Source organism: Haladaptatus sp. W1, from assembly GCF_001723155.1.
GTDB lineage: Archaea > Halobacteriota > Halobacteria > Halobacteriales > Haladaptataceae > Haladaptatus > Haladaptatus paucihalophilus.
On record NZ_MEIH01000269.1, the window covers coordinates 1 to 25,732 of the forward strand.

Annotated in this window: 37 protein-coding genes, 1 tRNA gene and 1 pseudogene; 24 read left to right on the top strand and 15 right to left on the bottom strand. The window is 61.5% G+C overall.

Annotated features, from left to right (window positions below):
* Positions 1 to 76, bottom strand: a 76-nt coding sequence (locus tag BG842_RS33135) for a ferredoxin (RefSeq protein WP_175424141.1), incomplete at its 3' end; no start/stop codon positions are given.
* A gap of 11 nt (positions 77 to 87) precedes the next feature.
* Here BG842_RS33135 and BG842_RS12150 point away from each other — a divergent pair.
* The 5 genes and pseudogenes from BG842_RS12150 to BG842_RS12165 all read left to right on the top strand — a co-directional run.
* Positions 88 to 430, top strand: a pseudogene (locus BG842_RS12150) (zinc-binding dehydrogenase); the annotation flags it as partial.
* A 114-nt stretch (positions 431 to 544) separates the two neighbouring features.
* Positions 545 to 715: a hypothetical protein gene (locus tag BG842_RS29830; RefSeq protein ID WP_175424123.1), complete on the top strand. Its 171-nt coding sequence runs from the start codon at positions 545 to 547 to the stop codon at positions 713 to 715.
* A complete protein-coding gene (locus tag BG842_RS12155; RefSeq protein ID WP_069450679.1) occupies positions 712 to 996 on the top strand; it encodes a hypothetical protein in 285 nt (94 codons plus the stop codon). The genes BG842_RS29830 and BG842_RS12155 overlap by 4 nt, the downstream gene beginning before the upstream one ends.
* Positions 997 to 1,031: 35 nt before the next feature.
* Positions 1,032 to 1,736, top strand: a complete 705-nt coding sequence (locus BG842_RS12160) for an HNH endonuclease (RefSeq protein WP_069450934.1) — start codon at positions 1,032 to 1,034, stop codon at positions 1,734 to 1,736.
* 177 nt (positions 1,737 to 1,913) lie between these two features.
* The gene (locus BG842_RS12165) at positions 1,914 to 3,020 is read left to right on the top strand and encodes a hypothetical protein (protein WP_254663122.1); all 1,107 of its coding nucleotides are present in this window, start codon (positions 1,914 to 1,916) and stop codon (positions 3,018 to 3,020) included.
* Positions 3,021 to 3,753: 733 nt separating this feature from the next.
* Here BG842_RS12165 and BG842_RS12170 read toward each other — a convergent pair.
* Both BG842_RS12170 and BG842_RS12175 read right to left on the bottom strand, forming a co-directional pair.
* A tRNA-Arg gene (locus BG842_RS12170) sits at positions 3,754 to 3,826 on the bottom strand.
* Between the two features lie 33 nt (positions 3,827 to 3,859).
* Entirely contained in the window at positions 3,860 to 4,156 is a 297-nt protein-coding gene (locus BG842_RS12175; RefSeq protein ID WP_217493309.1) for a twin-arginine translocase TatA/TatE family subunit, read from the bottom strand.
* 141 nt (positions 4,157 to 4,297) lie between these two features.
* Here BG842_RS12175 and BG842_RS12180 point away from each other — a divergent pair, with 141 nt between their 5' ends.
* Positions 4,298 to 5,122, top strand: a complete 825-nt coding sequence (locus BG842_RS12180; protein ID WP_069450936.1) for an HD domain-containing protein — start codon at positions 4,298 to 4,300, stop codon at positions 5,120 to 5,122.
* Positions 5,123 to 5,132: 10 nt separating this feature from the next.
* On the opposite strand, the gene BG842_RS12185 is transcribed toward BG842_RS12180, so the two are convergent.
* The 4 genes from BG842_RS12185 to BG842_RS12200 form a co-directional block, all read right to left on the bottom strand.
* Positions 5,133 to 5,801 (bottom strand): hypothetical protein, encoded by a 669-nt coding sequence (locus BG842_RS12185; RefSeq protein ID WP_069450937.1) that lies wholly within the window; start codon positions 5,799 to 5,801, stop codon positions 5,133 to 5,135.
* A gap of 39 nt (positions 5,802 to 5,840) precedes the next feature.
* Complete coding sequence (locus tag BG842_RS12190) at positions 5,841 to 6,371, bottom strand: hypothetical protein (RefSeq protein ID WP_254663123.1); 531 nt, start codon at positions 6,369 to 6,371, stop codon at positions 5,841 to 5,843.
* A gap of 473 nt (positions 6,372 to 6,844) precedes the next feature.
* Positions 6,845 to 7,951, bottom strand: a complete 1,107-nt coding sequence (locus tag BG842_RS12195; protein ID WP_069450939.1) for a glycosyltransferase — start codon at positions 7,949 to 7,951, stop codon at positions 6,845 to 6,847.
* A gap of 41 nt (positions 7,952 to 7,992) precedes the next feature.
* Positions 7,993 to 9,039 carry a glycosyltransferase family 4 protein gene (locus BG842_RS12200; RefSeq protein WP_069450940.1) on the bottom strand — a complete coding sequence of 349 codons (1,047 nt, stop codon included), beginning with the start codon at positions 9,037 to 9,039 and terminating at the stop codon, positions 7,993 to 7,995.
* 164 nt (positions 9,040 to 9,203) lie between these two features.
* Here BG842_RS12200 and BG842_RS27545 point away from each other — a divergent pair, with 164 nt between their 5' ends.
* From BG842_RS27545 to BG842_RS12210, 3 genes are all read left to right on the top strand, one after another.
* A complete protein-coding gene (locus BG842_RS27545) occupies positions 9,204 to 9,479 on the top strand; it encodes a ribonuclease P protein component 4 (protein ID WP_018128709.1) in 276 nt (91 codons plus the stop codon).
* A gap of 206 nt (positions 9,480 to 9,685) precedes the next feature.
* Positions 9,686 to 10,135, top strand: coding sequence for a DUF5799 family protein (locus tag BG842_RS12205; protein ID WP_018128708.1), 450 nt, complete (start codon positions 9,686 to 9,688; stop codon positions 10,133 to 10,135).
* The gene (locus tag BG842_RS12210; protein ID WP_069450941.1) at positions 10,135 to 10,728 is read left to right on the top strand and encodes a protein sorting system archaetidylserine decarboxylase; all 594 of its coding nucleotides are present in this window, start codon (positions 10,135 to 10,137) and stop codon (positions 10,726 to 10,728) included. Before BG842_RS12205 ends, BG842_RS12210 begins: the two co-directional genes overlap by 1 nt.
* Positions 10,729 to 10,734: 6 nt before the next feature.
* On the opposite strand, the gene BG842_RS29835 is transcribed toward BG842_RS12210, so the two are convergent.
* On the bottom strand, positions 10,735 to 10,890 hold the full coding sequence (locus BG842_RS29835; RefSeq protein ID WP_007982592.1) for a hypothetical protein: 156 nt from the start codon (positions 10,888 to 10,890) through the stop codon (positions 10,735 to 10,737).
* Between the two features lie 225 nt (positions 10,891 to 11,115).
* Between BG842_RS29835 and BG842_RS28845 the strand changes: the two genes are divergently transcribed.
* A complete protein-coding gene (locus tag BG842_RS28845) occupies positions 11,116 to 11,349 on the top strand; it encodes a hypothetical protein (protein WP_139136109.1) in 234 nt (77 codons plus the stop codon).
* A 97-nt stretch (positions 11,350 to 11,446) separates the two neighbouring features.
* Here the strand turns inward: BG842_RS28845 and BG842_RS12215 are convergent, their stop codons facing one another.
* Positions 11,447 to 11,626: a hypothetical protein gene (locus tag BG842_RS12215; RefSeq protein WP_069450942.1), complete on the bottom strand. Its 180-nt coding sequence runs from the start codon at positions 11,624 to 11,626 to the stop codon at positions 11,447 to 11,449.
* A gap of 275 nt (positions 11,627 to 11,901) precedes the next feature.
* On the opposite strand from BG842_RS12215, the gene BG842_RS12220 reads away from it, so the two are divergent.
* From BG842_RS12220 to BG842_RS12240, 5 genes are all read left to right on the top strand, one after another.
* Positions 11,902 to 12,354 carry a ferritin-like domain-containing protein gene (locus BG842_RS12220; protein WP_026177724.1) on the top strand — a complete coding sequence of 151 codons (453 nt, stop codon included), beginning with the start codon at positions 11,902 to 11,904 and terminating at the stop codon, positions 12,352 to 12,354.
* Positions 12,355 to 12,400: 46 nt separating this feature from the next.
* The gene (locus BG842_RS12225; protein WP_069450943.1) at positions 12,401 to 12,691 is read left to right on the top strand and encodes a DUF5779 family protein; all 291 of its coding nucleotides are present in this window, start codon (positions 12,401 to 12,403) and stop codon (positions 12,689 to 12,691) included.
* A 235-nt stretch (positions 12,692 to 12,926) separates the two neighbouring features.
* Entirely contained in the window at positions 12,927 to 13,718 is a 792-nt protein-coding gene (locus BG842_RS12230) for a winged helix-turn-helix domain-containing protein (RefSeq protein WP_069450954.1), read from the top strand.
* Between the two features lie 68 nt (positions 13,719 to 13,786).
* A complete protein-coding gene (locus BG842_RS12235) occupies positions 13,787 to 14,461 on the top strand; it encodes a hypothetical protein (protein WP_069450944.1) in 675 nt (224 codons plus the stop codon).
* Positions 14,462 to 14,569: 108 nt separating this feature from the next.
* A complete protein-coding gene (locus tag BG842_RS12240) occupies positions 14,570 to 16,627 on the top strand; it encodes a hypothetical protein (protein ID WP_069450945.1) in 2,058 nt (685 codons plus the stop codon).
* Between the two features lie 48 nt (positions 16,628 to 16,675).
* Here BG842_RS12240 and BG842_RS32525 read toward each other — a convergent pair whose 3' ends face one another.
* Positions 16,676 to 16,810: a hypothetical protein gene (locus tag BG842_RS32525; RefSeq protein WP_256388528.1), complete on the bottom strand. Its 135-nt coding sequence runs from the start codon at positions 16,808 to 16,810 to the stop codon at positions 16,676 to 16,678.
* A 174-nt stretch (positions 16,811 to 16,984) separates the two neighbouring features.
* Between BG842_RS32525 and BG842_RS12245 the strand changes: the two genes are divergently transcribed.
* A complete protein-coding gene (locus BG842_RS12245; RefSeq protein WP_007982603.1) occupies positions 16,985 to 17,395 on the top strand; it encodes a hypothetical protein in 411 nt (136 codons plus the stop codon).
* Here BG842_RS12245 and BG842_RS12250 read toward each other — a convergent pair.
* A complete protein-coding gene (locus BG842_RS12250; protein ID WP_007982604.1) occupies positions 17,387 to 17,596 on the bottom strand; it encodes a ribbon-helix-helix domain-containing protein in 210 nt (69 codons plus the stop codon). The genes BG842_RS12245 and BG842_RS12250 overlap by 9 nt on opposite strands.
* Positions 17,597 to 17,758: 162 nt before the next feature.
* Entirely contained in the window at positions 17,759 to 18,202 is a 444-nt protein-coding gene (locus BG842_RS12255) for a DUF555 domain-containing protein (protein WP_069450946.1), read from the bottom strand.
* A gap of 105 nt (positions 18,203 to 18,307) precedes the next feature.
* Here BG842_RS12255 and BG842_RS12260 point away from each other — a divergent pair, with 105 nt between their 5' ends.
* From BG842_RS12260 to BG842_RS12280, 5 genes are all read left to right on the top strand, one after another.
* The gene (locus tag BG842_RS12260) at positions 18,308 to 19,345 is read left to right on the top strand and encodes a dipeptidase (RefSeq protein ID WP_069450947.1); all 1,038 of its coding nucleotides are present in this window, start codon (positions 18,308 to 18,310) and stop codon (positions 19,343 to 19,345) included.
* Positions 19,346 to 19,385: 40 nt separating this feature from the next.
* Positions 19,386 to 20,267 carry a DNA-3-methyladenine glycosylase gene (locus tag BG842_RS12265; protein ID WP_069450948.1) on the top strand — a complete coding sequence of 294 codons (882 nt, stop codon included), beginning with the start codon at positions 19,386 to 19,388 and terminating at the stop codon, positions 20,265 to 20,267.
* A 66-nt stretch (positions 20,268 to 20,333) separates the two neighbouring features.
* Positions 20,334 to 20,510 carry a hypothetical protein gene (locus BG842_RS29840; protein ID WP_007982609.1) on the top strand — a complete coding sequence of 59 codons (177 nt, stop codon included), beginning with the start codon at positions 20,334 to 20,336 and terminating at the stop codon, positions 20,508 to 20,510.
* 73 nt (positions 20,511 to 20,583) lie between these two features.
* A complete protein-coding gene (locus tag BG842_RS12275) occupies positions 20,584 to 20,862 on the top strand; it encodes an acylphosphatase (RefSeq protein ID WP_069450950.1) in 279 nt (92 codons plus the stop codon).
* Between the two features lie 56 nt (positions 20,863 to 20,918).
* The gene (locus BG842_RS12280) at positions 20,919 to 21,095 is read left to right on the top strand and encodes a 30S ribosomal protein S17e (RefSeq protein ID WP_007982611.1); all 177 of its coding nucleotides are present in this window, start codon (positions 20,919 to 20,921) and stop codon (positions 21,093 to 21,095) included.
* 56 nt (positions 21,096 to 21,151) lie between these two features.
* On the opposite strand, the gene BG842_RS29845 is transcribed toward BG842_RS12280, so the two are convergent.
* Positions 21,152 to 21,310, bottom strand: coding sequence for a hypothetical protein (locus BG842_RS29845; RefSeq protein WP_007982612.1), 159 nt, complete (start codon positions 21,308 to 21,310; stop codon positions 21,152 to 21,154).
* Between the two features lie 105 nt (positions 21,311 to 21,415).
* On the opposite strand from BG842_RS29845, the gene asd reads away from it, so the two are divergent.
* Positions 21,416 to 22,450, top strand: coding sequence for an aspartate-semialdehyde dehydrogenase (asd, locus tag BG842_RS12285; RefSeq protein WP_069450951.1), 1,035 nt, complete (start codon positions 21,416 to 21,418; stop codon positions 22,448 to 22,450).
* A 42-nt stretch (positions 22,451 to 22,492) separates the two neighbouring features.
* Here asd and BG842_RS12290 read toward each other — a convergent pair whose 3' ends face one another.
* Positions 22,493 to 23,125, bottom strand: coding sequence for a 2,5-diamino-6-(ribosylamino)-4(3H)-pyrimidinone 5'-phosphate reductase (locus tag BG842_RS12290; protein ID WP_069450952.1), 633 nt, complete (start codon positions 23,123 to 23,125; stop codon positions 22,493 to 22,495).
* 504 nt (positions 23,126 to 23,629) lie between these two features.
* Positions 23,630 to 23,791: a hypothetical protein gene (locus tag BG842_RS29850; protein WP_175424140.1), complete on the bottom strand. Its 162-nt coding sequence runs from the start codon at positions 23,789 to 23,791 to the stop codon at positions 23,630 to 23,632.
* Between the two features lie 211 nt (positions 23,792 to 24,002).
* Between BG842_RS29850 and BG842_RS12295 the strand changes: the two genes are divergently transcribed.
* Positions 24,003 to 25,274, top strand: coding sequence for a Single-stranded DNA binding protein (locus BG842_RS12295; protein WP_069450953.1), 1,272 nt, complete (start codon positions 24,003 to 24,005; stop codon positions 25,272 to 25,274).
* Positions 25,271 to 25,732, top strand: a 462-nt coding sequence (locus BG842_RS12300) for an RPA family protein (protein WP_394327474.1), incomplete at its 3' end; no start/stop codon positions are given. The genes BG842_RS12295 and BG842_RS12300, both read left to right, overlap by 4 nt.

Genomic DNA, 25,732 nt, shown 5'->3' on the forward strand with positions numbered 1-25,732 from the left:
TTTCGACGAATTTCTCCCACTCCGCGGTGCACTGGAACATCCCCGTGCAGGTGTTCCGGTCGTATTCTATCTTCATAGCTACCACCGGACATCACCGACGGAGCGGGTGCCGAGCAAGTCATCGACTTCGTGGGCGCGGACGAGACGACTGGCTACGCCCCGGACATCGTTGCCCCCGGCGGCGACCACCATGTCGTCGGCTACGGCGGCCACATCCACGAACCGTCCCAGTCGCTCGTGGACGGCGAGTTCGCCTACCGCGGAACGCTGGTGGGGCAAGTACACGGAGCTACAGGAACTGGTCAAACTCGTCGAACGCGGCGACGTCACGCTACACACGACGAGGTACGGCCTCGACGACATCAACACCGTCGCGGAAAAACTCGAACACGGCGAAATCGAGGGCCGTGCGGTCATCATGCCGTCGTAGACCCGCTTTTCCCAGGGGTCGATTTTTTCCGACGGGTGCGTCGTGCGCCGGAGCACAACGACTACGCACGTCCCGACCGAATCCCGTCCGAGCTGGAGACGGTGAGTGATACCAATGACTAAGAAAGGGACGAGACGTGAATTGCTTCGCCGGATGGCGACGCTCGGGACGTTTACGACCCTCGGAGCGACGAGCGCGACAGTCACCCGAGCCGCGACCACCGGGCCGCCACGACTGTTGTACTCCTGTGACATAACGACGGAACGCGACCCACTCCGGACGTGAACGACCGACTCGATGTTCGACGGGTCGAGGGAACCTTCGGACCGACCGAAGCCGACTGTTTCGAGGAGGGGACGCTCCTCTATCGCTACGTGTTCTCCCCTGTCGAAGGGGAACGGCGGGGACGAGAGGGCATCGCGTGGGCGACGCGAGCGCGACTTTCCCCTGGACGGTATCGAATCGCGACGATTTTCATCTGTGACGACCCGCCGAGTGGCTACTGCGCCCGACGACCGTTCTACGGAATCGCGGTTCATCGCGTTTCGCAATTGTTCGAGGAGTGACAGGATCTATATACTACCGATCCGTCCACCGCGGCATGGTCACGTGGCGGAACGCCGTTCGCGTCGAGCTCGCACGGTATCGCACGCACACCGGGAGTTCCGTCTTCACCCTCGACGAGATGTACGCGAACAGCATCGACCACCTCCGAACGCGATTTCCGGGGAACGACCATCCCGAGGTGAAGATTCGGCAAATCCTCCAGCAACTCCGTGACCGCGGCGAAATCGAGTTCGTGGACGACACGGGGCGCTACCGAATCGGGTCGCTCGACCTCTCGGACATCGACGCCGCCGAGTTCGACCGTATCGCCGATGCGAGGCCGGACGCCCCCGCCGAACTCCCCGAGGGAACCGACGACCCGAACCGGGTCCGACGGACCGTCGAGACGGTTGCGAGGAACCGGAAGGTAGTCGAACGGCTCAAAGAGCGCTACGACTACGAGTGTCAACTCTGTGGAACGCGCCGCCGACGAAGCCGAATCGAGGGCTACGCGGAAGCGCACCACATCGAACCGCTCGGTGGCCCCCATTTCGGCCCGGACATGCCGGAGAACCTCCTCGTCGTCTGCCCCAACCATCACCGCGATTTTGACTACGGGTTGCTCCGAATCGACCCGAAAACCCACGAACTGGACCACGCGTACGACGATTCCGTGGGGGACACCCTAACCGTTCGAGAGGGCCACGCCGTCGGAAGCGAGTTTCTCCGCTACCACAACGAGCGAATCGCCGACTTCTGAGGGAATCTCGCGCGTCCGGTCCGATTCTCAACCATTCGTTTCTACTGACTTTTTGGTATAGATTTATGCAGTTTCGAAGTGGAAAACGGAACGATGACACATCGGAAATCAGACATACAATCGAAAAATCGCCGTGGGCAGTCCCCGCTTATCGGTGTCGTTTTGATGATCGGATTGGTGACGGTTTCCGTCGTCGGGATCCTCCTCATCGGGTCGTCGGCCGTTCATCAGATTCGGGGGACGGTCGGCGTGCAGAACGCGGAGCACGCGATGCGGGAGGCGGACGCCAGATTGAGCCAAGTCGCCTTCGGAACGAACGACGAGCACATCCTCGATTTCGGCGGACAGGACGGGAACGTCGAAGTCACGAACGACGGGGCGATGACCATCTCGCTCGTGAACGGGTCGAACCCGGCGTGTAGCAGGCGAATCGAATTCGGTGCCATCGAGTACCACGGCGCGGACGGCGAGGTCGTCGCGTATCAGGCGGGCGGCGTCTGGAAACGAACCGAAAACGGGAGTGTCATGATTTCGCCGCCGGACATGCAGTACCGGAACGGCACCTTCAGCTTTCAGTTGGTGAACGTCACCGGATCCGCCAGCGGTCCCGTCGAGCGACTCCGCGCGACGAAGAACGTCACGGCGTCCCGCGCCGACAGCGAGGCGTTCCGCGAGACATTCGACGCCCCGCGGTGTACCCCGCCGGTCAACGCGACGCTCACCGTCGAGAGCGACTACTACCGGGCGTGGGCCGACTTTTTCCGGACCCACGTCGATGGTGGGATCGTGGCAGTGGACGACGCGAACGAAACCGCGTCTCTGACGGTTATTCTGAGCGGTTCGACGGCCGAAAGCGACGACAACAGCGTCAGTACCCAACGAAACGCCTCGGTGAGCGTGGACGTTCTCGGAACCGAAATTTCCTCCGGGGGCAACCTGAACTGGGTCCAAAACGACACGACCGGCGAGTGGGAGGTCCACGGCACGAAGCGCAACGCTCCCATCAACATGCGCATCAACGTCGGCGATGACACGTACGAGCCGTGGGGCGATGGCGTCGGGCCGACGGACGTCATCAGACACGACATCAACGACCCGACCAACGGCGAGCACTATCACTTCTCCGAGAATGTGACCGCGGGCGACGTCATCAGCGTGGAGGGGACCGCGTACGGTATCGGCTCCGTCGATTGGGGTTCCTCCGGGTCGAAGCCGAGGAACTCCTCGGCTGGAAACGGATGCGGCTTTCCCCGCCAGTTGGTCGGAGGGGTGCCGTCCTCGTAGAAGAACTCCTCCATGAAATCCTCCCACGAGTATGACCCGACCGCCACGCGGGACGGGAGTCCATCGGAGAGACGGATCCCGTCCGGTCCAGCGTCGCCGGGGTCCCCACTCCCGAGCGCTTCGGACTCGTCACTAGCCATTGAGTATCGACAATCGCTAATCCATTAAAAAGACTTGTTAAAATTAATATACATGTGATATTTGTCATATTTGTATCTGATGGCTCGTACTCGTGTGGTTTTCGAATCTCAGAATAGATATTATTCTAGTTCATGTCAACTCGTTTGAAGAGGGAGAGAGAACCGCGCTCGACGCGATGCGGGAAGAACAGTGGCCGCTCCGCGCCGAAAACGGTTATGCCTGACTTGGCTGTTGTCGCGGCATCTTCCATCGGAAGCTACCGCAGTTTTTGCTGTCTGTTGACACACCATAAATCTTTCATCATGCTTGCGACGAAGAGCAAACGGAACGGGAGCACTATCAGTCGTGACGGAGCCTCACGCAAACGTGGTAAAAATCGGGCGTGGCGGGAGTGAGTGAATCGGAGATTCACGAACGCTGAAAGACGCATCGCGTCTTTCGGAATTCCCGCGAACGAAGTGACGGACGTGGTGAGATTCGACCCAGAGCAAGAAATGCTCGCTCCCTTCGGTCGCTGTGCGTTCCTTACAGGATTCGAATCCCTGTCCCGTTTTTACTCCTCACGCCCGTCGACTGAGCGAAGCGAAGAAGACGGGCGTGGCGGGATTCGAACCCGCGGTCGAGAGGTTAGGAACCTCTCGCCCTATCCGCTAGGCCACACGCCCTGTATAATATGTAATAGCTCGCGGGAAAAACAACTACGATTCCGATTCGGTTTGGGTTTCAGTCTGGGTCTCGGTCTCGGTTTCGGTTTCGGTGGCCGTGGTCGGTTCGCTTTCGACCTCGGTCGCGGTACTGGAACCCGAGCTTTGCATCTCTTGCAGCTCTTGTTCGACTTCTTCGCGGCCTTTCTTGAACTCTCCCATCGCCTCACCGGTGGAGCGGGCGAGCTTCGGAATCTTGTTTGCACCGAACAGGAGAACCGCGATGAGCAGAATCACCGCGAGCTCCATCCCGCCGGGAACCGGCCCGAATAGTGGTATCATTTCGAACATCCTCTACCAGTTTCTTACCCATTGCCAACTATAGGCTTTTTGCTCTTCTCAGGGTCGCTTCCCGACCTATTTTCCGTCCGAACGACCCGTAAAACCCCGTCGCGCCCGAGAGTTTTTCCCCCCAGAACGTGAAAATCGAACATGGACGACGTTGCAACGGAACCGCAAACGGAGAACGGACGGCGTGCGTACGACCCGGACGCGGACCACGCCTTCCCTGACGAAAAGCTGAACGAGGTGCTCGAATTCATCGCGAACGACGACGAGATTCAGGCGTATCTCGACGCGCAAAACGTCAACGCGGTGACTAGAAAGGGATACAACGACCACGGGCGAAAGCACATCGAAATCGTTCGGAACCGCGCGCTGCTCCTCTACGACCTGCTGAAACGCGGCGGCGTCGAGTTCAACGGCGCGGCCGACGAAGGACTGGACGAAGCGGACGAGAGCGTCATCGTCGCCTTCGCCGCGACGCTCCACGACATCGGTCACATCGTTCACCGCGACGACCACTCTTACTACTCGATTCCGCTCGCGGCGGACGTCCTCGACCGCGTGCTACCGAACTTCTACGACACGGCGAACACGGTTCGGATGAAGGGCGAGATTCTCCACGCCATTCTCTGTCACCACACCGAGGAAGACCCGCTGACGACGGAAGCGGGAGTCATCCGAGTGTCGGACGCGCTGGACATGGAACACGGCCGATCGCGCATCCCCTACGAGAAGGGTGGTCGGGGCATCAACACCGTCTCAAGCCAAGCCATCAAGAAGGTCACCCTCCGACAGGGAGATACGGTGCCGGTTCTCGTCGAAATCGAGATGCTGAACGCGGCGGGCGTGTATCAGGTCGATAACCTGCTCAAGGCGAAACTCCACGGCTCCGGGCTGGAGGACGACATCCGAATCGTCGCCTTGAACGTCCGCGAGGGGAGCGATCACATCGTGGAACGGGTCGAGCTGTAGCCCGTCCGTCTCACCGAACGCGTTCGAGGCGCTCGATTCGTGTCTTCGTCGGCGGAGAGAGATGAACGACCGCGGAGAGGAGCGACTCGGTGCGCCCGTTGTTCGATTCGAGATAGGTGATAATGTTCTCCGCGCCGACGTAGGTCGCCGCTCGTTCGTCGGCGCGGTAGACGCGCCATGCGACGAGTCGGTACAGTCCGTAGAAGACGACGAGCGCCCCGACGATGATGCTGATAACGACGGCGAGTGCAGCGGAGAGCGAACGAAACAGGTCGGTCTGTGCGGCGTGAAGGGCGAACGCCATGATGCCGAACAGCAGTTCGATGCGAAGTAGATTCGCGAATATCCGCACGTCGTAGGCGTAGGTATCGAGGAGGGCAACCGAAAGTGCGGAGACGGTGCCGAGTTCGTCCTCGTGTTCGTCGATGACGGTATCGCTGAGCAACAGTCGTCGGTATCCGGGAGGTCCCGAACCGCCGGAGAGGTTCGAACCGAGAGCGTTGCCGCCGAGCACGACCGTCGGAGGACTGCCGGAGGGAAGTTCGCTGGCGAGCCGACCGGGAAGCGATTTCGTGTCGTTCAGTTTCCCGACGAGGAGGGGTCCCGCGAGAAAGTTCACGAGGTACAGTGCTCCGAGGATGGCAGCGAGGGCGACGAGTATCAGGATTAGTTCATTCATATTTCTGTGTAATAAAGAAGCGAGGTCGGTTCTTATACCTTATGCGAGCGCGAACGCACCGATGGCGAGCGGAATTTCGATCTCCCACAGGAGAAGGATTATTGCGATTCCGGCGATGACGGCGAGCGCGTAGAACAGCCAATCGATCATATCGTCCGTCTCGGCCCAGTTGCTAATGGCCTCGATACCCGCTTTGAGACCCGCTTCGGCGAGCGCGGCGACCGGCGAGTAGGGGTACAGCAGGTCGTCGATACAGAGGACTTCCGCGCAGAGGTCGAGGTCCTCTTGACCGGTCCACACGCAGCCGTCCTCGGAGAGGCCCAGCCGGAAGGAGAAGCTCTTTCGAAGCGACCAACTCCGGTCGATTTTCAGGTCGAAGGTGTCCACGGTGAGGTCCACGTAGCCGAGATTCGGCGTACTCTGATAGCAACTGGGTTTGCCGTAGTGTCCGGGTGAGCCCTCGACGCAGATTTTCTTTCCGTCGGCACCGTAGTCGGTCCAATAGCAGGCATCGAACGGGAGCACGCCGGGGACGTAAACGCTGGAACTGGTCGTAACCGAATCGCTCATGACGAGATCCTTATACTGGGGGTCCAAAAGCGACCGGAGTCGGTGTTGCTTTTCGTTCTCCGATAGGTCACTCGCTTGGACTGCATCCCACGGGATGGCCGATCCAAGAAGATCAGATGCCAAGTCGACCATGGCATCCCAGATGTTGTCTATCTTGTTCTGCGGAGCGCTTGCTGCAGCACCAGTACCGCTCATAGACAGCACGCCGCCCGTACTCAGGCCCGCAACTCCTAACGTCTGTAGCAGCCCTCTTCTATTTGGATTTATACCTTTGATCTGTGAATCAATATATACTAACCCGATAAATGCTTCAGTATATTGTGATGTTTATCTAATCTTTTCTAAAAATTATATTTTGACGTACGGTTCCGTAGAGAACTCTCATCCTGAAGAAACGACGGCGAAAAAGAACGGCACGTCGTCGGAGACCGACCGTCAGTTAGCAGACCGCGGTTCGAAACGCGACCGCGCTTTCAGCACACCCGGTCGTACACCCGTTCTAACTTCTCGACCGCGCGTTCGACGCTGATTTCGTCCCGACGGGCGAGACAAGACTCTCGAAGCCTCTCGCGTTCCGTGAGCGTACGGCGAATCGATGCCCGAACATCTTCGGTGTCGCCGCTCTCGAAGTGATAGCCGGTTTCGCCATCGACGATGGTGTTCGACAGCGCTCCGGCGTTCGCCCCGACGACCGGCGTCCCGCAGGCGTTCGCTTCGAGCGCGACGAGGCCTTGCGTTTCGACGGGACTGGGGAACGCGAACACGTCGAGAGCGGAGTAGAACGCCGCCATCTCGTCCCGGTCGAGAAATCCGAGAAAACGGACGTCCACGTCGCAATCGCGGGCCTGTTTCTCCAACGATTCGCGAGCGGGACCGTCGCCGCCGAAGACGACCGTCAGGTCCATGCCGTCGGCCGCCGTGATGATCTCCGAGAGACGCTTTTCGAAGCCGTGGCGGCCGGTGTAGCCGACGAGCGGGCGATCCACGTCGAGGTCGTATTTCCGAACGAAGGCGGCCGTTTCGACCGGGTGAAACCGCTCCACGTCGATACCGTTCGGGACGACGTGCACGGGCGCATCGACGCCCACCGTCTCGACGATGTGCTCTCGCGTCGCCTCGCTCGGCGTCAACACGGCGTCGGACCGCCCGAAAAACCACCGTTCGTACGCCCCTGCCGCCCGTTCCACGTAGTCGGCGACGGAATCGTTCGGGACGAGATAGTCCGCGTACTCCCCCGTCGGCGTGTGGTACGACGTCACGAACGGGAGTTCGTTCTTTCGCGCGAGTCGAAGACCGCCGAGGCCGATGGCGAACGGCGTGTGGGAGTGGACGATTTCGGCGTCGAGGACCGCCTTCGGAACCCGCGGCGTTCCGAGTCGATAGCCATCATAAAAGGGGAACGGAAGACTTCCGATGGGATGTTCGCCTTTCTCCGGCGCGTAGTCGTCGGATTGGGGATACACCACGTCCATCCGCCCGCCGTTTTTTTCCCAAAAATCGCGCCACGTCCGGATGGTGTAGGCGACGCCATTGATGGTCGGCAGATATGTGTCCGTGAACGCGGCGACCCATCGGCTCATTGTTCGGCCATTCGAGGACGGGAAGTTAAGTGCTTGTGACTTCAGACGAGTTTTGTATACTCCTCGACAAGACGCTCGCCGACGCGCTTCAGGCTGTGTTCGCTCGCCGTCTCGCGGGCGTTTTCCCCCAATCGCTCCCGAAGTTCGGGGTCGCGTTCGAGCAGTTCGAGCGCGCGTCGGAACTCCGTCTCCGTTTCGCACTTCAGACAGTCCACGCCGTGCGTGAAGAACTCGTCGAAGACGGGGATGTCGCGGAGCACGACGGCCTTTCCGCACGCCATCGCTTCGAGGACGACGATTCCCTGATTCTCGACTTTCGCCGGGAAGCAGAACACGTCGCCCGCCGCGAACGCGCCGCGCTTGTCGTCGACCCACCCGGTGAACGTCACGTTCTCGGGCGGGTTCTCCGTCCACCGTTTGACCGTCGAACTGGCGTGCGGGCCGTCGTCCACCGTCCCGAACCACGCGAAGTCGAAGTCCGTCTGCTGGGCGACTCGGCAGAACGTCGTGAGACCCTTGCGCTCGAAGACGTTCCCCAGTGCGAAGACGACCATGCCGTCCAAATCGTACCGCGCGCGGTACTCATCGCGGAAGGATTCGAACCCGGCGAGCGATTCTGCGTCCACGCCGTTCGAGATGGGGTGAATCGGCGCGTCCACGGGATACCGTTCGAGGACGGATTTCGTGTACTCGCTGGGACAGAGCACGAGGTCGGCCTGCGAGTAGAACCACTTCAGATACCGACCGAGCGGGCGCGCGACGAGGCTCGACCCGCGGAAACTCTCCGCGAAGTCCTCGCTCGTGACGTGCGAATGGAGGACGAGCGGGATATCGTTCCGTTTCGCGTGGCGCGCGACCGCGACTGAACCCGGCCCGATGACGTTGCAATGTGCCACGTCGAAGTCGGCGAAGAAACGACCCCCTACCGCCCCGGACAGCAGCGCGCGACCCGGCGTTTCCCCCTCCCACGGCGACGTGATCACGTCCACGTCGGTTTCCGCTAACGCCTTGCGCTGTTGCTTCGTGGAGGTACCGATGCCGCTCCGGGCCAGCCGGGATTCGAGTTCGAGGTAGTTGAGTACGCGCACTGCGGGGGAAATGGCATAGCGCCCAATTACTCCTTTCGGAAAGGACTCATTGAACGACCGCAAAGTATTTGTTCCCATACGAGCATGACTCGCATGGGGCAATACAGGAACGATTTCTATCCTTGTCCTGTCTCGCCCCGGAAACCCCCCACCCCCCATTCCGAATGACAGTAGCTCAAGAGCGAATAGAGCGTCTCGAAGTACTTGCACGGGACGCCACCGCAGAGTGTAACGACGACCGAGCGCGGGAGTACGTCCGCCTCGCCAGACGAATCGCCGAGCGACACCGCCTTTCGCTCCCACAGCAGTTCAAACGATTCACGTGTGATGCCTGCGACGCCTATCTTCGTCCCGGAAAGAACGCACGGGTCCGACTACAGGACGGCCACGTCGTCATTACGTGTGACTGTGGCAATCAGGCGCGCTATCCCTACGACTGACCCGCACAGCTCCGTTCTCCCGCGTTTTGATTTCGACACGTCTCCCGTCGGAAAGCAGCCATTACGAACCGAATTACCGACCGTAGGAACCCCCTACTGGCGTGTTTTCGCCATCTTCGGCAGGTCTCGTCTCCTCTCGACGGTCCGTCCGGTTCGTCGTTCGCGCAGACGAAACTACCAAGTCTCGCGCCATATCACTGTCACCTATGAGCGGACAACGGTGGACGGACATGATAGTGGGGGACAGGATGGCGGTCGATAGGGAGTTCGCACAGGAAGTCGCCGACTCCCAATTCTCGCGCCAGGAATGGGGACTGGTGATGACCGCGGTTGAGTTCGACATCGAACACCCCGAGGACGACGAGCGCGCGAAGCTCGTCGCCGACACGAGCAAGGTGAAACAGGTGATGCCCGAGATGGAGAACATCCAGTCGCAGATGAACTCCATGACGGGCAAGTCGTCCAAGAAGGAAGGACGGGGCGTCTTCGGGTCGGTCAAGGATGCGCTCGGACTGGGCGGCGGTGGCGGAAGCGGCGTCGACGAGGAGCGACTCGCCGCGGCCGAGGGGTTGGCACAACGGTACGCCGACGAACTCCAGACGCGCCTCGAATCGACCGGGAAGTGGGCGCGCGTCAGAAGTGCGGTTCAGGAGTGATGGAGGTCGCACCCGGCGCGTGGCGATACGCCGCGCCGCCGTTCCTGCTCGCTGGGCCGCTCGGATTGCTCTCGCCGCTCGCCACGCTCGCGGCGCTCGCGCTCGGCGGTGCCGTCCTGCTCTTCTTCCGCGACCCGGACCGTTCTCCGCCGTCGAACGGCGTCCTCTCGCCCGCGGACGGCCGCGTCTCGGTGATCCGCGAGGAAGGAAACCGCGTCCGAGTTGGCGTGTTCATGAACGTGACGGACGTGCACGTCAACCGCGCGCCGCTGTCGGGGCGCGTCGAATCGGTCGAACACGAACCGGGTACCCACCGTCCCGCGTTCAGCAAGGAGTCGGACAACAACGAGAAGGTCCACATCGGCCTTTCGACGTGCGATCTGACGCTTATTGCGGGCGCATTCGCCCGGCGAATCCATCCGTACGTCGAATCGGGCGACGAACTCGCGCGGGGAGAGCGATTGGGCCACATCGCGTTCGGCAGTCGAGCGGACGTGCTCCTCCCGGCGTCGTTCGACGCGGCGGACGTAGAAGTAAGAAAAGGTCAGCGCGTGCGCGCGGGTGAGACGGTTCTCGCTCGGCGCGATGACTGACGCGATTCAGTCGCTCGAATAGTCGCCACCGTGGAAGAGCGTCATCTCCTCCGCTTCGTAGATGTTGATGAGTTCGTTGATGATCTCGTCGTAGGATTCGTCTTCGACGCGCAGGCTGTCGAGGCGGGAGACGGTCTCCTCGTCGAGTGTTATCTTGGGCATCGATGTTCTCTACCCCTTGGACAATCATTAAAGCATAGGCCGGTCCGAATTTCCCGCCGTCGTTACGGTCTTCTCGAATGGAGAAGTCCGCCGTATCGCCCGAGTAACCGGTCGTTACCGGAATCGTAGAGTTGTCTTTCCAGACGACAGTGGTTGGTTTCGCCCCGACAGTCACCGGATAACAAAGTACCCACACTGATGTTAGTCGTACCGACGAGGTTCAGCATGACAACGACAAACAGCCAGATTGCCAGTGGAAGCGACACTGTGGCCGAAAACCGATGTCGAAGTTGCGGTTCCTTCGTGACCCGCGATTTCGCCCGCGTGTTCGGGAACAACGAGAACGAGGTCTTCGGATGCCTCGAATGTATGACGGCGACCGAAGTCAAGAAGGGCGGTGCGCGGGCTGAGTTCGTCGACACGTCCAAACCCGTCGGCGGCCGAGAACCGATCCGCTGAGCACGGCGTCGACACTGGGGGACGGGGGACCGGGTCAGACAGGAAATGGGGGAACGGGAGAAAAACCAGGCGGTCTCTTTTTCCGATTCAGGTGCTCTCAGGGACGGCGTTCGTCAGTCAGCAGCTCGCCGCCGCGTTCGAACACGCGGTTCGCGTCCGGCGCTTCGTAGGGCGGTGTGTGGCTGACGTCCGCCATCGTCTTTTTCGGTCGGTCTCGGTTCGTCGGTCGTCGTGTCGAGTTTTCGTCCGTCATGTATCGGTCGTTGGTGTCGTTCATCTCGGTTTCGGTGGTTCGCAGTACGTTGCACGGTCGGCTCTATTCGGTATCGATTCGAGGATTCGATGGTATGAATGTGTAGGGGTCAGACCCCTACGATGAGAATCGAGCCGACGACAACGCCGCTCGCAACGTTCGTATGCGAATGTTTGCCATGCTGTTCCATCGCTACCGTGCTAATATGTGCCAAGGTATATAACCGTTGTGTGCGAGGCAACCGTTGCCACCCTCGTTCGCCACAATCGTAAGGAGGGTTCGTGTCGTACTCCCAAACGATGACGAACGATGAAGTAACGGACCTCCTTCGAAAGGCGTACAGCGACGAGATAGAAACCGTGATGAACTACCTGACGAACTCCATCGTCCTCGAAGGCGTGAGCGCGGAAGAGGTACGAGAGAGCCTGGAGACGGATATTCAGGAGGAGTTGGGGCACGCGGAGATGATCGGCCAACGGCTCAAACAGTTGGACGAGCGGCCACCGGCGTCCTACGATTTCGAGGCGCGGCAGGAAGGCTTGCAACCGCCGGAAGACAGCACCGACGTCCTGTCGGTTATCGACGGCGTCCTCGAAGCGGAGGAGGATGCCATTTCGACGTATCGAAACGTCATATCAGCGGCGCGAGATGCGGACGACCCCGTGACTGAAGACCTCGGTGTCACCATCCTCGCCGACGAGGAGGCCCACCGCACGGAGTTCCGCGGGTTCAAGCGCGAATACGACAACTGAACCGAACCAAGGCAAGGATTTTTCTCGGGGGATGAGAGGTACCGGCATGAACGATTCGGGGTTCGACTTGGACCTACAGGCGGCCGAACAGGAGATCGAATTCGACGAGAACGAGCGCGTCATCCTCGGTGTCCTCGACGGGACCACGGCTATCGCGGAACGCCTCGATGCAGTCGAACGCGGACACGTCCTCGTCCTCGCGGTCGACGGCGACCTCACCGAACTCGCGGCCGACCTCGCACCGGCGGTGAAAAAACAGGGCGGAAATTTGGTGCACTTTCGGAAGTTCCTCATCATCTCGCCACCCGGTATCGAAATCGATACGAGCAGACTCTGAGAACTGCCTGCACCTCGGAGGGAAACGGTGGGGTATCACCGTTCGTGATGTACGTCAGGGGGGACCACAGGGTGGCCCAATCGGCAAAAATACACCAACGGTATATAAAAATTCCATTCTAGATGCCAGAAATTTGCATTTTGAGTAGATTGCTCCAATTGATATGGAATTTGATAGCCAGTTGCCCAAGAACGATAGTGAAAAGAATCCAATGGGTGTACAGGGAACTGCCGCCATGGAGCACCAACAGTCCCTCACCGAGTACGTTCTCCGGTCCGGAGCACGGACAGCAGTCTTACAGGCAATCGTCGACGGTTGTGAAACGACACGCGCGCTGTTGAACCGGGATTTGGCGAGCGAATCCGCCGTCTACAACGCCCTCACGGAATTGGAAAATCGCGGGCTGATTCACTCGCCACGCATCAAACGGTGGGCACCGACCGGAATCGGCTCGGTCGTATCCGCGCTCGTCCGCGAACAGCGGACGACGGAACGAGTACTTCGAATCGACATCGACTACTGGAAACGACACGACGTCACCGCGTTGCCCTCCTCCGATTTGCTTCGTATTGCCGACCTCACCGGTGGAACCGTCGTTCGCGCGACCGACACCCATCCGTCGCGGGCCGTCCGCGAGGTGGAACGGCGACTCGAAACGACGACTTCCGCGTCCGTCATCGCGCCCATTTTCAACGAGCGATACTCCGATGCGCTCCTCGACGGGGACGGCGACGCGCGGCTCGTACTGGCGACGGACGTCCTTCACTCCCTCCTCGCGACCACGGACGCCACGGTAGACGAAGACCTGAACGTTCGCGTGGCCGATACTTCGTTCGCGCTGACGGTGACCGACGACGGCCTGTTGCTCTCGCTCCCGCTGCTGGACGGGTCCTACGATACGCAGACCGAGTTCGTCGTCGAGACCGACCGCGCACGTCGAAAGGCAAACGAACTGTTCGAGGCCGTCTGGGCCGACGCGGAACCCGCCGCCGAGTACGTCGAGTCGATGGAGACGGACCTCACGTAGTGCTGTCGCCGTCGGGGGACGGAATCGTTGCCCCGTCGATTTATGCGCGTTGACCGACTAATGAGAGTATGCCACTGAAAGAAGCCGAGTCCCCCACGGAGCATCGGGAAATCGACCGCTGGGACGGCGGCGTCGGCTGGCTCGCACACCCGGAGGAAACGATGGAACGAGCGAGCCACGCGCTCGCCATCGACGGCGACGTCTGGGTTATCGACCCGGTCGACGCGCCGGGCATCGACGACCTGTTCGCCGAGTTTGGAACGGTCGCGGGCGTCGTCGTCCTTCTCGACCGCCACACCCGCGATGCCAAAGAAATCGCACAGCGACACGATGTGCCGGTGTACCTGCCGACGTGGGTCCGACGGAGCGTGAGCGGGGTTCCGGTCCGACGGTTCGAGACGACGCTCGCCGACACCGGACTGCGCGTGCTTCGACTGGTCGATAACCCGGCGTGGCAGGAAGCCGCGCTGTACGACGAGACGAACGGAACGCTCGTCGTCCCCGAATCCGTCGGCACCGCGGACTACTTCCGAACCGGCCGCGAGCGACTGGGCGTCCATCCGATGGTTCGACTCCTGCCCCCGAACGAACTCCGCGGGTTGACACCCGAGCGGGTCCTCGTCGGACATGGCCCCGGTATCTTCGATGATGCCACGGTCGTCCTCGCGGATGCGCTCGACGGGTCCCGCAGACGATTCCCCTCGTTGCTGGCGAAGACCGTCCGCGGATTTGTATCGTCGTGACACCATAAGAATTACAGATTGCCGATAGTCTTTTACCATTTGCTTGATATGCACGACGTATGTGCCACGAGCGCCGGAATTTTTCCCTCAGGTTGCAGAGGTGATCCGGTGACTATTTCGTTCGATTCCCGTCCGGACGGAATCGAAATTCGAGACCAAATCGAACGACGTACGTGCACGCTTCAGACGTTCGACGCGGTTCGACCTGTCCCGGCCGACACTCACTCGTTTCGTTTTCCCGTCGACCGCGCGGTCTGTCTCTCGACCGATGGCCTTCGGCTCCCGACACCGGCCGCCGTCCACGTCCGCGACGAGACCGGTGAGACGGTGGCGAGCGTCGGAGGGATGGCGAACGAGGCGCTCCCGTCGGGAAACTACACCATCGAGCTCTGTACCCCGATCAAACTGTATCTCGACGTCGAGGAATCGCTCGACATCGGTGCGACGTTCGAGGACATCACGTTCCGGTTCGGTTCGAGGACGACCGTCGTCGTCGGTGGGCGGTCATCCCATCGACGCCCCTCGGGAACGGTGACGACGACGAGCGACCCGACGGACATGATGGCGGCGATATCGACGTTCGGGTCGGCGTTGAAGACGACGACCTGTGAGCGGTCGTTTCCCACGCTCCGTGGGCATCCGCCGGTCGTCGAACTCGGCGACGAACTCCGCGTCCCGGACGCCCTGCAACCGCCCGAAACGGGCGTGACCATCGAAGTGCCGCCCACGTACGAGTCGATTTTCCCCGTCGCCTCGCTCGCGTACTACCTCGGCGCGACGGTCGTTCCGGGCAACTCCCCTCGAATCGTCACGGACGACTTCGAACACCCGCTCGGCGGCACTCGGGATTTCGAAAGCGAGGTCGAACGGGTGCTGAAACAGACGTTCTTCCTCGACTGCGTGATTCGAACGGAAGGGCTGTATCCCATCGACCTCCACGAACGCCGAACGCTCGAATCGACGGTCGACCTCGATTTTGCGGTGCTGTACGAGACCCCGCTGGACGAGCGCCTGGAAACGTACCTCACGGTTCCCTACGAGATGCTTGAGGACCTCGTCCCCGATTGGCAGTTGACCACGCACGTCTCCTCGACGGCGACTAACGTCGAGATGCTTCCGTTCCTCGTGGACGACCTCGCCGCCATTCGAACGCCGCGAGCGACGGAGGTGTCCGCGTCGGCGATACAGGTACCGGCGGTCGAACAGTTCGTTCGGGGGAATACCAGAAGCACGTCGGAAACGACGTCGAACCCGCGTACGTTCGTCGAACCGGAGCAGACCGACTCGCTCGAACAGGTGTGGGTCGGCGACGACGCGCCGGTCGGCGCGAGCAAAGCGACGATAACCGCGTTTCGCAACCGACTCGAACGCACGACCACGGACGGGGAGATAGCCATCACCGTCGTCTGCAACGACCGCGAGATGGACGAGGAACGGAACCTCGCGGACGAAGTGTACGGATCGGGACGAACCCTTCCGTTCGACGTGAGCGTCGAACACGATTTGAGCGTCGCCGAACTGCGTTCCGTCCTCGAATCCGAGACGCAGTTTCTCCACTACATTGGTCACATCGACGAGGGAGGTTTCAACTGTCGTGACGGGATGTTGGACGCAGCCGAACTCGACTACATCGGCGTCGAAGCGTTCCTCCTCAACGCTTGCCGGTCGTTCGAACAGGGAATGGCGCTCATCGAGGCGGGAGCCATCGGCGGCGTCGTCACTCTGAACGACGTCATAAACAGCGGCGCGGTTCGCGTCGGCAAGACGATGGCACGGTTGTTGAACCGTGGGTTCCCGCTCTGGGCGGCGTTGGACATCGCCCGCGACAGGAGCATTATCGGTGGTCAGTACACCGTCGTCGGAGACGAGAGCATCAACGTCGTTCAGACCGAGAGTATCGCGGCCGTTCTTTTCGATATCGAGGTGAACGGTGAGAGGTTCGAGGTGACACCCATCACGTATCTTTCCAACGAGGGGGGAATCGGTGCCTTCGTCAATTTACGTCTGGACGAGACGAACCGATCATATCTGGCATCGGGGTCTCTTAGTACGCTTACAATGGATAAGGACACCCTCACTCGACTTCTCGCTTTGGAGGATGTCCCGGTCCGACTCGATGGACGGTTTACGTGGAGCTATTCCCTTGATGTGGATACGCTCGGGTAGAGTCTCACTCGCCTACACGCTACTACAAAACGATCAATAGAATCGGATTTACGTTCCAGTCGAACCGCCCAACACGGCACCTGCCGCGTTCCCGGCCTGTGAAAGGATGAGTACGATAGCGAACAGTACGCCGATCATACGAGGGTTCTCCGCCAGATACGTGGTCAGTTCGTTTTCTTCCATACCCATACGACATATCTGATAGTATATTAAATTTTCTATCATTATAATAAAAATATCCAAGAACTGTCGGAGTTATATTATCACCAGATTGTAAGAACGAAACAGTTATTAAATTATCACTTCCTGCTGTCGTTGGGCGACGCTGTTATCTCGATACGACACGAATGCCCCATCGTGGTCTTCCTCACCCGTGGACTGAGAGACGCACTCCTCGAACTTGCCGCGGACGCCGAGCCGGAAAAACTGACCGTCCCGCTGGCCATCACCCCGGCCGAGGAGTTGGACGGCGCGGACCATCTCGAAGCGGAGACGCCGGTGTTCACCCATTTTTATCCCCCGAACACGGGCGGGTCGGTCGCGGCCGTCTTCGGTATGGATCTCTCGATTCCCGCTCGCCAGACACAGGGCAGGTTTATCTCCCACCCGCAAGGCCACCTTGAGGTCACGCAGACGGACGACTTACACGAGGTGGTGTTGGTCGCGGTTCCGCCGTGGACCGCGGAGATGGTGGCGGCGTTCGATCGGAGCGGCAGAAAACGGAAACTCGTTATCGTCGACGCGGAACCCCCCGTCGAACTACTCTAGATACCCCAGCTCGCGCAGTTGGTCCGTGATTTCGCTGAACTCGGATTCCGTCAGGCGGCCCTGTCGCTGGTGCTGAATGACGATGCTGCGGAGCAGGAACCGAACGAGGTCGCTCGTACTCGAAAAACTCGTTCCCTCTATCGTCTCGTCAACGCGGTCGGCGAGGTCTTTCGGAATGGAAACCGTCGTGTATTCGGTCATATCTCCTGGTTGGTCGTCCCATCGGTTATCGTTTGTGTCCCGCCGCTCCCGAGCGGCGTCGTTCACGACAAACAAGCGGTTTGCGACGTCCACTGATAGCGACCGACATATCTCTCGTCGCCGCGGTCGAACAGCGCGTCACAGCGACCCCCGGATACCGGTTCAGTCGATGAGGTCCTCGAACTCGGGCAGAACGTCGTCCGAATCGTCCTCCTCGTCCGCGTCGTCGGTGTCTGCCTCGGCGTCGGTTTCGGTGTCCTCGTCCTCGTCCTCTTCGAGTATCTCGACGTCGAGCACGGCGAGCGGGATGTTCTCCAACCGCTGGCCGATCTCCTTGCGAGCGATGCGCGAGGCGTGTTCCTCTCGCTCGACGTTGAACACCGTCATCTCCAGCTCCAAGGCGACGAGCGCCTCGTCGGCGGCGATGAACGCTGGTGGGAGTTCCTCCCCGGACGGCGACGTTCGTGACCCCATGTTTATTTCGACGTAGTTCAGGTCGGGATTGAGCATCTCGCCGGTCTTCGAGATGGCGATGCGCACCGCCTCGTCCGGCGTTTTCACGTCGTATACCGGTATCGCGGCTTCGACGACAACTCTACAGTTCATACTCCCAACGGTAATTGCACAGCCAGAAGTATGAATTTTCGCCCTTTTTAGGCGTCATGACAGGTCACACCAGCACTTATGTCCGTTTCGTACACACCAGTAGCAATGAGTTTCCCACCGGTCGTGGACGGCCACAACGACACGCTCCTTCGATTGCACGGAATCGACGACCCCGTGGCGACGTTCACGCGAGGCACCGAGGAGATGCACATCGACCGCCCGCGCGCCCGCGAAGCGGGACTCGGCGTCGGCTTCTTCGCCACGTTCGTTTCGGGCGGCGACGACCACGAACTCCGATGGACGGACGACGGCTACGAGTTCCGCATCCCGGACGCGCTGGACCACGACGACGCGCGAGCGACCACCTACCGAATGCTCGAACTGCTCCACCGCCTCGCCGCGGAGATAGAGAACTTCCGCGTCGTCCGCTCCCTCGACGACTTCGACGCCTGCCTCGAATCCGGCGACCTCGGCGCGGTGGCACACATCGAAGGTGCCGAAGGCGTCGCACCGGACTGCTCGAACCTCGACTTCCTCTACGCCGCGGGCGTCCGTTCCATCGGTCCGGTGTGGAGTCGCCCCAACGCCTTCGGTGCGGGCGTCCCCACGAAATACCCGAGCAGTCCCGACGTCGGTGGCGGATTGACTGACGCGGGCCGCGACCTCGTTCGCGCCTGTGAGGAGCGCGGCATCGTCATCGACTGTGCACACCTGACCGAAGCGGGATTCTGGGACGTCGCCGAGACGAGCGGTGCACCCCTCGTCGCATCGCACACCGGCGCACACGCTCTCTCGCCCCACTCACGGAATCTGACCGACGAACAGATAGACGCCGTGGCCGACTCGAACGGCGTCGTCGGTATCGGCTTTCTGGAGACCGTCCTGTCCGACGAACCGAACCCCGAGGCGACCGCGACCATGGCCGACCTCGTGGACCACATCGAGTACGTCGCCGACCGCGTCGGGAGCTCCCACGTCGTGCTCGGGTCGGATTTCGACGGCGCGCGGATACCGGACGACGTGGGCGACGTGACCGGACTCCCCGAGGTGCTTGCGGCGCTTCGGGAACGCGGATTCAGCGAGGACGACGTTGCGAAGGTGGCCCACGAAAACTGGCGACGCGTGCTGGCCGAGACGTGGTGAATCGAAAGAGTTGCTTGCCTTCGATGCCGACACCCGGCCGATGGAAACCGGTTCGATACCCGTCGAGGACCTTCCGGGTGGGTTCGACCTGCAATCGACCGTCGAGAGCGGCCAGAGTTACCTCTGGCGGCGCGAGGACGGTCGGATGTACGAGACGACGCACGCCTACGGCGGGTCCGCGTGGTACTACGCCGTCACGGACGGCGAGGTCGTCCGCGCCCGCCAGCGGGACGGCCTGTTGGAGTGGGAATCGACGACCGACGCCGAATCGCTCCTCGTTTCGCTCCTCCGACTGGACGACGATTTGGACGCGATACTCGACGCGACGCCCGAGGACTCGCTGGTCGAAACCGCCTACGACGAGTATCTCGGGATGCGAATCGTCCGCGATCCCTTCTTCCCGTGTCTGGTTTCGTTCATCTGCTCGGCCCAGATGCGCGTGAGTCGCATCTACGACATGCAGACCGCGCTGGCTCGCCGGTTCGGGGAGAGCGTCGAGTTCGACGGCAAGACGTACCACGAGTTCCCGACGCCGACGCAGTTGGCCGCGGCCGACGAATCGGACCTCCGGGCGTTGAAACTGGGCTACCGAGCACCGTACGTCAGGAAGTCGGCCGAACTGCTCGCGTCCGGCGAAGTGACCGCGGAAGACGTGCGGGGGTTGCCCTACGAGGACGCCCGCGACGCCATGGAGGCGTTCGTGGGCGTCGGCGACAAGGTGGCCGACTGCGTGCTCCTGTTCGCGCTCGGCTATCTGGAAGCCGTGCCGCTCGACACGTGGATTCAGAGCGCCATCGAGGAGCACTACCCGCACTGTGACCGGGGGTCGTACCGGGACACCTCGCGGGCGATTCGAGAGCAGTTTGGTGGCGAGTACGCCGGATACGCCCAGACGTACGTGTTTCACTACTTGCGGAGTTGAGCCGATTATATCGCCGTGGAACAGTTCAATGGAAAAATATTTCGTCGGACCGTGGAGAGTGGTGTCATGGCAACAGACTTGTTCGGCTTCTTTCTCGCGTTTCTCCTCGGCGTGGCGGTTTCGGGCACCGGCGCGTATTTCGCACTCAGGTCGTTCGTTTATCAGGAACTCGACCTCACGAAGGAGGAGATACGAACGGCGGTCAAACACCTCGCCTACGAGCGACTGCCGTCCGAGGAGTGACCCACTCCGAGAATCGCCGATTCGAACGTCGGATGGCCCCGACCGTTTTGTGGCTCGGATTCGAACGTCCGGTATGGCAGACCGAACCCGCGCACACGTGTTCGTCTCGGGGAAGGTACAGGGCGTCTACTACCGGGCGAACACCCGCGACACCGCACAGGGGAAGGGACTCGACGGCTGGGTGCAGAACCTCTCCGACGGGCGCGTCGAAGCCGTCTTCGAGGGTCCCGAGTCGGAAGTCGAGGAGATGGTCGAGTGGTGTCAGACGGGCAGTCCCGCCGCTGACGTGGACGACGTGACGGTTAACTACGCGTCACCCGAGGGCGAGGACGGATTCCGGATTCGGCGGTAGCGCCCCGGCGAACGCGAACGAATGCTTTTAAGGCCCGCTGTCGGAAACAGTTCGGTATGGCAATCAAACCCGACTACGTGAAAAAGACAGGGAACATCCTGTTGGAACGATACCCGAGCGCGTTTACGAAGGACTTCGACCAGAACAAGGACAGCGTCGAACAGCTGACCAACATCGGTTCGAAGGGCGTCCGCAACCGAATCGCTGGCTACGTCACGCGCAAGAAAGAATAACTCTCCTTCATTTCGGGCTCGCTTTTCATCGATAACGAATACCACGTTGAGCTGTTTCAATCGTCACCGGCCACTCCAGTCACCTGCGAGAACTCGGTACAGCCACACCGCTCGCACTCGCCCGTATCGGTCGGGAGGACGTACGTGCCGTCCTCACGAACACGGACGGAATACGGCTGCCCACACTCCTCACAGGTGACGAACTCCCAATCCATACGACTCTTGAGGTGTCACTAGGTATATGAGTCTTCCCCGCCCGCCTCACGGCAAACACCGACACCGTCGAAAGCTACTTGCACACTCCTGCTATCGGTTCGCACATGAGTGTCAACGTTGGTATTCTGGGTGGAACCGGTGCGGTCGGACAGCGATTCATTCAACTGCTCGACGGGCATCCCGAGTTCGAACTGACGACGATAACCGCGAGCGACGCGAGCGCCGGTAAGACCTACCGCGAAGCGGCGAAGTGGCGCATTGACTCCCCGATTCCGGAGTACGTCGGGGACATCGAAGTACGCGCGACCGACCCGAGTGACGTACCGGACGATGTAGACCTCCTCTTTTCCTCGCTTCCCTCCGGGGTCGCCGCAGACGTCGAACCGAAGTTCACCGAGGCGGGCTACGTCGTCTCCTCGAACTCCTCGAACAGCCGGATGGCCGACGACGTTCCGCTCGTCATCCCCGAGGTCAACGCGGACCACCTGAACCTCATCGAAGTCCAGCGCGACGAGCGCGGATGGGACGGCGCGCTCGTGAAGAACCCGAACTGCTCGACCATCACCATGGTCCCGACGCTCGCCGCCCTCGACAGCTTCGGGTTGGAGCGCGTGCACGTCTCGACACTGCAGGCCGTCTCCGGCGCGGGCTACGACGGCGTGACGTCGATGGAGATTATCGACAACGTGATACCCCACATCGGCGGCGAGGAGGACAAAATGGTGACCGAACCGAAGAAACTCCTCGGCTCGTTCGACGGGAGCGAAATCGTCCAACACGACGTGGACGTGGCGGCTTCCTGCAACCGCGTCCCGACGCTCGACGGCCACCTCGAAAACGTGTGGGCCGAAACCTCCGAGGAAATCACGAAGGCGAGCGCCGAAGCGGCCTTCGCGGAGGCGACTACCCTCGACCTGCCGAGCGCGCCCGACCCGCTCATCGAGGTGTTCGAGGACCCGGACCGCCCGCAACCGCGCCTCGACCGCACCATTGGTAACGGGATGCAAATCGCCGTCGGCGGCGTGCAGGAGACGCCCGCCGGAATCCAGTACAACTGCCTCGCACACAACACGATTCGCGGGGCCGCCGGTGCCAGCGTGCTGAACGGCGAACTCCTCGTCGAAGACGGCTGGGTATAGAAGGAAGGGTATAGAAGCGATCGCGGTTCGTTTTTTCGGCGGTTAGGAGACCAGATAGCGGAGCAAAACCCCGTCGTCCACGCGCTCGACCGAATCGAGGTCGAGGTCCGGGAACGATTTCCGTTCGACGAAGCCGTCGCCGTCTGCGAGCGTCGGCGCGTCGCGGCCACCGATGACCAGCGACCCGACATAGAGGCGGAGTTCGTCCACCAGTCCGCCGTCGAACAGCGAGAAGATGAGTTCGCCGCCGCCCTCGACCATCACCCGTTTGGTCCCCCGCGATTCGAGTTCCGAGAAGGCCTGCCCGAGCGCGACGCGGCCGTTTCCGGCCACCACGACGTCCGCCCCCGCCTCCCGGAGCGCCCGGACGTTCCGGTTCGGCGCGCTCTCGGCGACGAAGACGAGCGTGTCCGCCCTGTCGTCCAACACCCGCGCGTCGAGCGGCGTTCGGGCTTTCGAATCCGCGACGACGCGAACCGGATTGGCCCCGTCGTCGGCGGTCAGGGACGGGTCGTCCGCGAGGACGGTGCCGACGCCGACCACGATGGCGTCGCTTTCGACCCGCAGGTCGTCAACACGGTTGAAGTCGTCCGCGCCGCTGATGGCGACCTGCTCGCGCTGGCGAGAGGAGAGTTTTCCGTCGGCGCTCATCGCGGCGTTGACGACCACGTGCATGTTCCGGGGTACGCTTCGGCGGTGAAAACCGCTTTCGGTGTCACGGGATCGAGGATGTTCGCTTTATCTGGGAGAATTTGGTTCTTTTTCGGTTGCAGTTACTGGGAAGCAGACCGCCTCGAACGCCCCCCACCGTTCGCTACGAGATGATGCCGATGTTGATACAGTCGAACCCATCGGGGTGAACTCCTTGAAAGCCCCCGCCCGCTCGCGGTTGTTCAGCGGCATCTCGATTCGGTGTAAACTGCACACCTCACCGAGAGAGGCCGCTGAAGCAACCACGCAAACGCGAGCGGGCGGCCCCTTTCATTCCACCCAGACACAGCGGCCGCACAGCACAGCACCGCATCAGCCACATCCTCCCCAACCGACTCCTCGCTACCGCTCGTCGTCCACCGTCAGAGCGTTGCTCTGACGAGCCATTCGTTCGTTCCTTTGTCACTCACGAAGACCTCGCACGACTATGCCGGGAGGACGTAGCCAGCGGTCGGCCACGTCCTCCCGTCAGCGCGCGCCACTCGGTTGGACGTGTTGGGCGATACCATCCAGCCGCCACGGCGCGCGGAGGCGCACCGCGGGTGCGTCCGCGCGAGGGACGACTGAACGAAGTGAAGGAGTCGGTTGGGGAGGGTCGTGGCGCAGTGGCGGGGCGGTTGCGGTCTTCATCGTTGCTCGGTATTTGCAATCACAGTAGCACCAACCACAATTCGCGGTGAACGAGAACATTCGAGCTGGTTATCGCTCGGTGGTGCGTACGGAAACGTCGATTCAGTTCACGTCGCTGGTGTGAGTTCCAATCCAATTCCCCGACTCACTCCCCACTCTCACATCTAGCGACGACGAACACTTTTAATCCATCCCGTTCCAACTTCGAGTGATGAACGTAGACGACCATGCCGAGGCGCTCGCCTCCGACCTCGGTGTTGACAAAGAGGAGGTCAAAGCAGACCTGCAGAACCTCATCGAGTACAGCGTCCCGATAGACGAAGCCAAACAGAGCCTTCGCCGGAAGTACGGCGACGGCGGTGGTAGCAGTTCTGCTCCCTCCACCGCCGACATCGCCGACGTGACGACCGATATGGGCAACGTCACCATCACCGCGAAGGTGCTCACGGTGGGCAAGCGCTCGATTCGCTATCAGGGCAACGAACAGACCATCTTCGAGGGGGAACTCGCCGACGAGACGGGGAAGATATCCTACACCGCGTGGAACGACTTCAACCTCAGCGCGGGGCAGGTCATCACCGCGGGCAACGCCGGGGTCCGCGAGTGGGAGGGCAAACCGGAACTCAACCTCGGGGACAGCACCAACGTCGCGCGCGAGGAAACCGACCTCGACGTGCCGTACGAGGTCGGCGGCGACGCGACGCTGGCCGAGGTGACGCCGGGGGACCGCGGCGTCGCGCTGGAAGTGACCGTCCTCGAAGTCGAGAACAAGGTCATCGACGGACGGGACGGCGAGACGGAGATAAAAAGCGGCGTCGTCGCCGACGAGTCCGCGCGCTTGCCGTTCACCGACTGGGAAGCGCGCGACGAAGTGACGGAAGGCGCGGCGCTTCGCGTGAACAACGTGTACGTCCGCGAGTTCCGCGGCGTGCCGTCCATCAACTTCTCGGAGTTCACGACGGTCGAACCCCTCGCGCGCGAGGTGGACGTGAACGATAGCGCGACGCGCATGTCCGTCCGCGAGGCGGTCGAAACCGGCGGCGCGTTCGACGTTGAAGTCCTCGGTAACATCGTCGCTGTCCGCGACGGGTCGGGACTCATCCAGCGCTGTCCCGAGTGCGGCCGCGTCGTGCAGAAAGGCCAGTGCCGAAGCCACGGCCAAGTCGATGGACAAGACGACTTGCGCGTGAAGGCCATCGTGGACGACGGGACGGGTACCGTCACCGCGATTTTGGACGACGAACTCACCGCCGAGGTGTACGGCGGCGGCCTCGACAAGGCCCGTCAGCAGGCGCGCGACGCGATGGACCAGGAAGTCGTCGCGGACACCATCCGCGAGAAAATCGTCGGCCACGAATACCGCGTCCGCGGCAACCTCTCGGTGGACGACTACGGTGCGAACCTCGAAGCGAGCGAGTTCGCCGAGACGGACGACGACCCGATCGACCGTGCCAAGGCCCTCCTCACGGAGGTGAACGCATGAGTTCGCAGGGCGGCGTCGGTCGTCGGGAAGTCGCGTGGCGAATCTTCGCGGCCGAGTACGACGACGCCTCGCTCGAACACTCGGACAGCGACGAGGAGCGCGCCCCGAACTACGTCGTCACGCCGACGGGTGCACGCATCAACCGCCTGTTCGTCGTCGGCGTGCTGACCGAAATCGAGCAGGTCGGCGACGACGTGCTCCGCGCCCGCATCGTGGACCCGACGGGCGGCTTCGTCGTCTACGCCGGGCAGTACCAGCCGGACGCGCTCGCGTTCCTCGAACGCGCCGACCCGCCGATGTTCGTCGCGGTGACGGGCAAGGCGCGGACCTTCCAGCCCGGGGATTCGGACCTCGTGTACACCTCGATTCGTCCCGAGAGCATGAACGCGGTGGACGCCGAAACGCGCGACCGGTGGGTGGTCCAGACCGCGGAACAGACCCTTTCGCGCATCGAAACG

What these genes read in the sequence shown, in the direction of transcription:
- BG842_RS29830 (WP_175424123.1), top strand. Translation starts at nt 545, where the DNA reads ATGACTAAGAAAGGGACGAGACGTGAATTGCTTCGCCGGATGGCGACG.
- BG842_RS12160 (WP_069450934.1), top strand. Translation starts at nt 1,032, where the DNA reads ATGGTCACGTGGCGGAACGCCGTTCGCGTCGAGCTCGCACGGTATCGC.
- BG842_RS12175 (WP_217493309.1), bottom strand. Translation starts at nt 4,156, where the DNA reads ATGTTCGAAATGATACCACTATTCGGGCCGGTTCCCGGCGGGATGGAG.
- BG842_RS12180 (WP_069450936.1), top strand. Translation starts at nt 4,298, where the DNA reads ATGGACGACGTTGCAACGGAACCGCAAACGGAGAACGGACGGCGTGCG.
- BG842_RS12185 (WP_069450937.1), bottom strand. Translation starts at nt 5,801, where the DNA reads ATGAATGAACTAATCCTGATACTCGTCGCCCTCGCTGCCATCCTCGGA.
- BG842_RS12190 (WP_254663123.1), bottom strand. Translation starts at nt 6,371, where the DNA reads ATGAGCGATTCGGTTACGACCAGTTCCAGCGTTTACGTCCCCGGCGTG.
- BG842_RS12195 (WP_069450939.1), bottom strand. Translation starts at nt 7,951, where the DNA reads ATGAGCCGATGGGTCGCCGCGTTCACGGACACATATCTGCCGACCATC.
- BG842_RS27545 (WP_018128709.1), top strand. Translation starts at nt 9,204, where the DNA reads ATGACAGTAGCTCAAGAGCGAATAGAGCGTCTCGAAGTACTTGCACGG.
- BG842_RS12205 (WP_018128708.1), top strand. Translation starts at nt 9,686, where the DNA reads ATGAGCGGACAACGGTGGACGGACATGATAGTGGGGGACAGGATGGCG.
- BG842_RS12210 (WP_069450941.1), top strand. Translation starts at nt 10,135, where the DNA reads ATGGAGGTCGCACCCGGCGCGTGGCGATACGCCGCGCCGCCGTTCCTG.
- BG842_RS29835 (WP_007982592.1), bottom strand. Translation starts at nt 10,890, where the DNA reads ATGCCCAAGATAACACTCGACGAGGAGACCGTCTCCCGCCTCGACAGC.
- BG842_RS28845 (WP_139136109.1), top strand. Translation starts at nt 11,116, where the DNA reads ATGACAACGACAAACAGCCAGATTGCCAGTGGAAGCGACACTGTGGCC.
- BG842_RS12215 (WP_069450942.1), bottom strand. Translation starts at nt 11,626, where the DNA reads ATGAACGACACCAACGACCGATACATGACGGACGAAAACTCGACACGA.
- BG842_RS12220 (WP_026177724.1), top strand. Translation starts at nt 11,902, where the DNA reads ATGACGAACGATGAAGTAACGGACCTCCTTCGAAAGGCGTACAGCGAC.
- BG842_RS12225 (WP_069450943.1), top strand. Translation starts at nt 12,401, where the DNA reads ATGAACGATTCGGGGTTCGACTTGGACCTACAGGCGGCCGAACAGGAG.
- BG842_RS12230 (WP_069450954.1), top strand. Translation starts at nt 12,927, where the DNA reads ATGGAGCACCAACAGTCCCTCACCGAGTACGTTCTCCGGTCCGGAGCA.
- BG842_RS12235 (WP_069450944.1), top strand. Translation starts at nt 13,787, where the DNA reads ATGCCACTGAAAGAAGCCGAGTCCCCCACGGAGCATCGGGAAATCGAC.
- BG842_RS32525 (WP_256388528.1), bottom strand. Translation starts at nt 16,810, where the DNA reads ATGGAAGAAAACGAACTGACCACGTATCTGGCGGAGAACCCTCGTATG.
- BG842_RS12250 (WP_007982604.1), bottom strand. Translation starts at nt 17,596, where the DNA reads ATGACCGAATACACGACGGTTTCCATTCCGAAAGACCTCGCCGACCGC.
- BG842_RS12255 (WP_069450946.1), bottom strand. Translation starts at nt 18,202, where the DNA reads ATGAACTGTAGAGTTGTCGTCGAAGCCGCGATACCGGTATACGACGTG.
- BG842_RS12260 (WP_069450947.1), top strand. Translation starts at nt 18,308, where the DNA reads ATGAGTTTCCCACCGGTCGTGGACGGCCACAACGACACGCTCCTTCGA.
- BG842_RS12265 (WP_069450948.1), top strand. Translation starts at nt 19,386, where the DNA reads ATGGAAACCGGTTCGATACCCGTCGAGGACCTTCCGGGTGGGTTCGAC.
- BG842_RS29840 (WP_007982609.1), top strand. Translation starts at nt 20,334, where the DNA reads ATGGCAACAGACTTGTTCGGCTTCTTTCTCGCGTTTCTCCTCGGCGTG.
- BG842_RS12275 (WP_069450950.1), top strand. Translation starts at nt 20,584, where the DNA reads ATGGCAGACCGAACCCGCGCACACGTGTTCGTCTCGGGGAAGGTACAG.
- BG842_RS12280 (WP_007982611.1), top strand. Translation starts at nt 20,919, where the DNA reads ATGGCAATCAAACCCGACTACGTGAAAAAGACAGGGAACATCCTGTTG.
- BG842_RS29845 (WP_007982612.1), bottom strand. Translation starts at nt 21,310, where the DNA reads ATGGATTGGGAGTTCGTCACCTGTGAGGAGTGTGGGCAGCCGTATTCC.
- asd (WP_069450951.1), top strand. Translation starts at nt 21,416, where the DNA reads ATGAGTGTCAACGTTGGTATTCTGGGTGGAACCGGTGCGGTCGGACAG.
- BG842_RS12290 (WP_069450952.1), bottom strand. Translation starts at nt 23,125, where the DNA reads ATGCACGTGGTCGTCAACGCCGCGATGAGCGCCGACGGAAAACTCTCC.
- BG842_RS29850 (WP_175424140.1), bottom strand. Translation starts at nt 23,791, where the DNA reads ATGAAGACCGCAACCGCCCCGCCACTGCGCCACGACCCTCCCCAACCG.
- BG842_RS12295 (WP_069450953.1), top strand. Translation starts at nt 24,003, where the DNA reads ATGAACGTAGACGACCATGCCGAGGCGCTCGCCTCCGACCTCGGTGTT.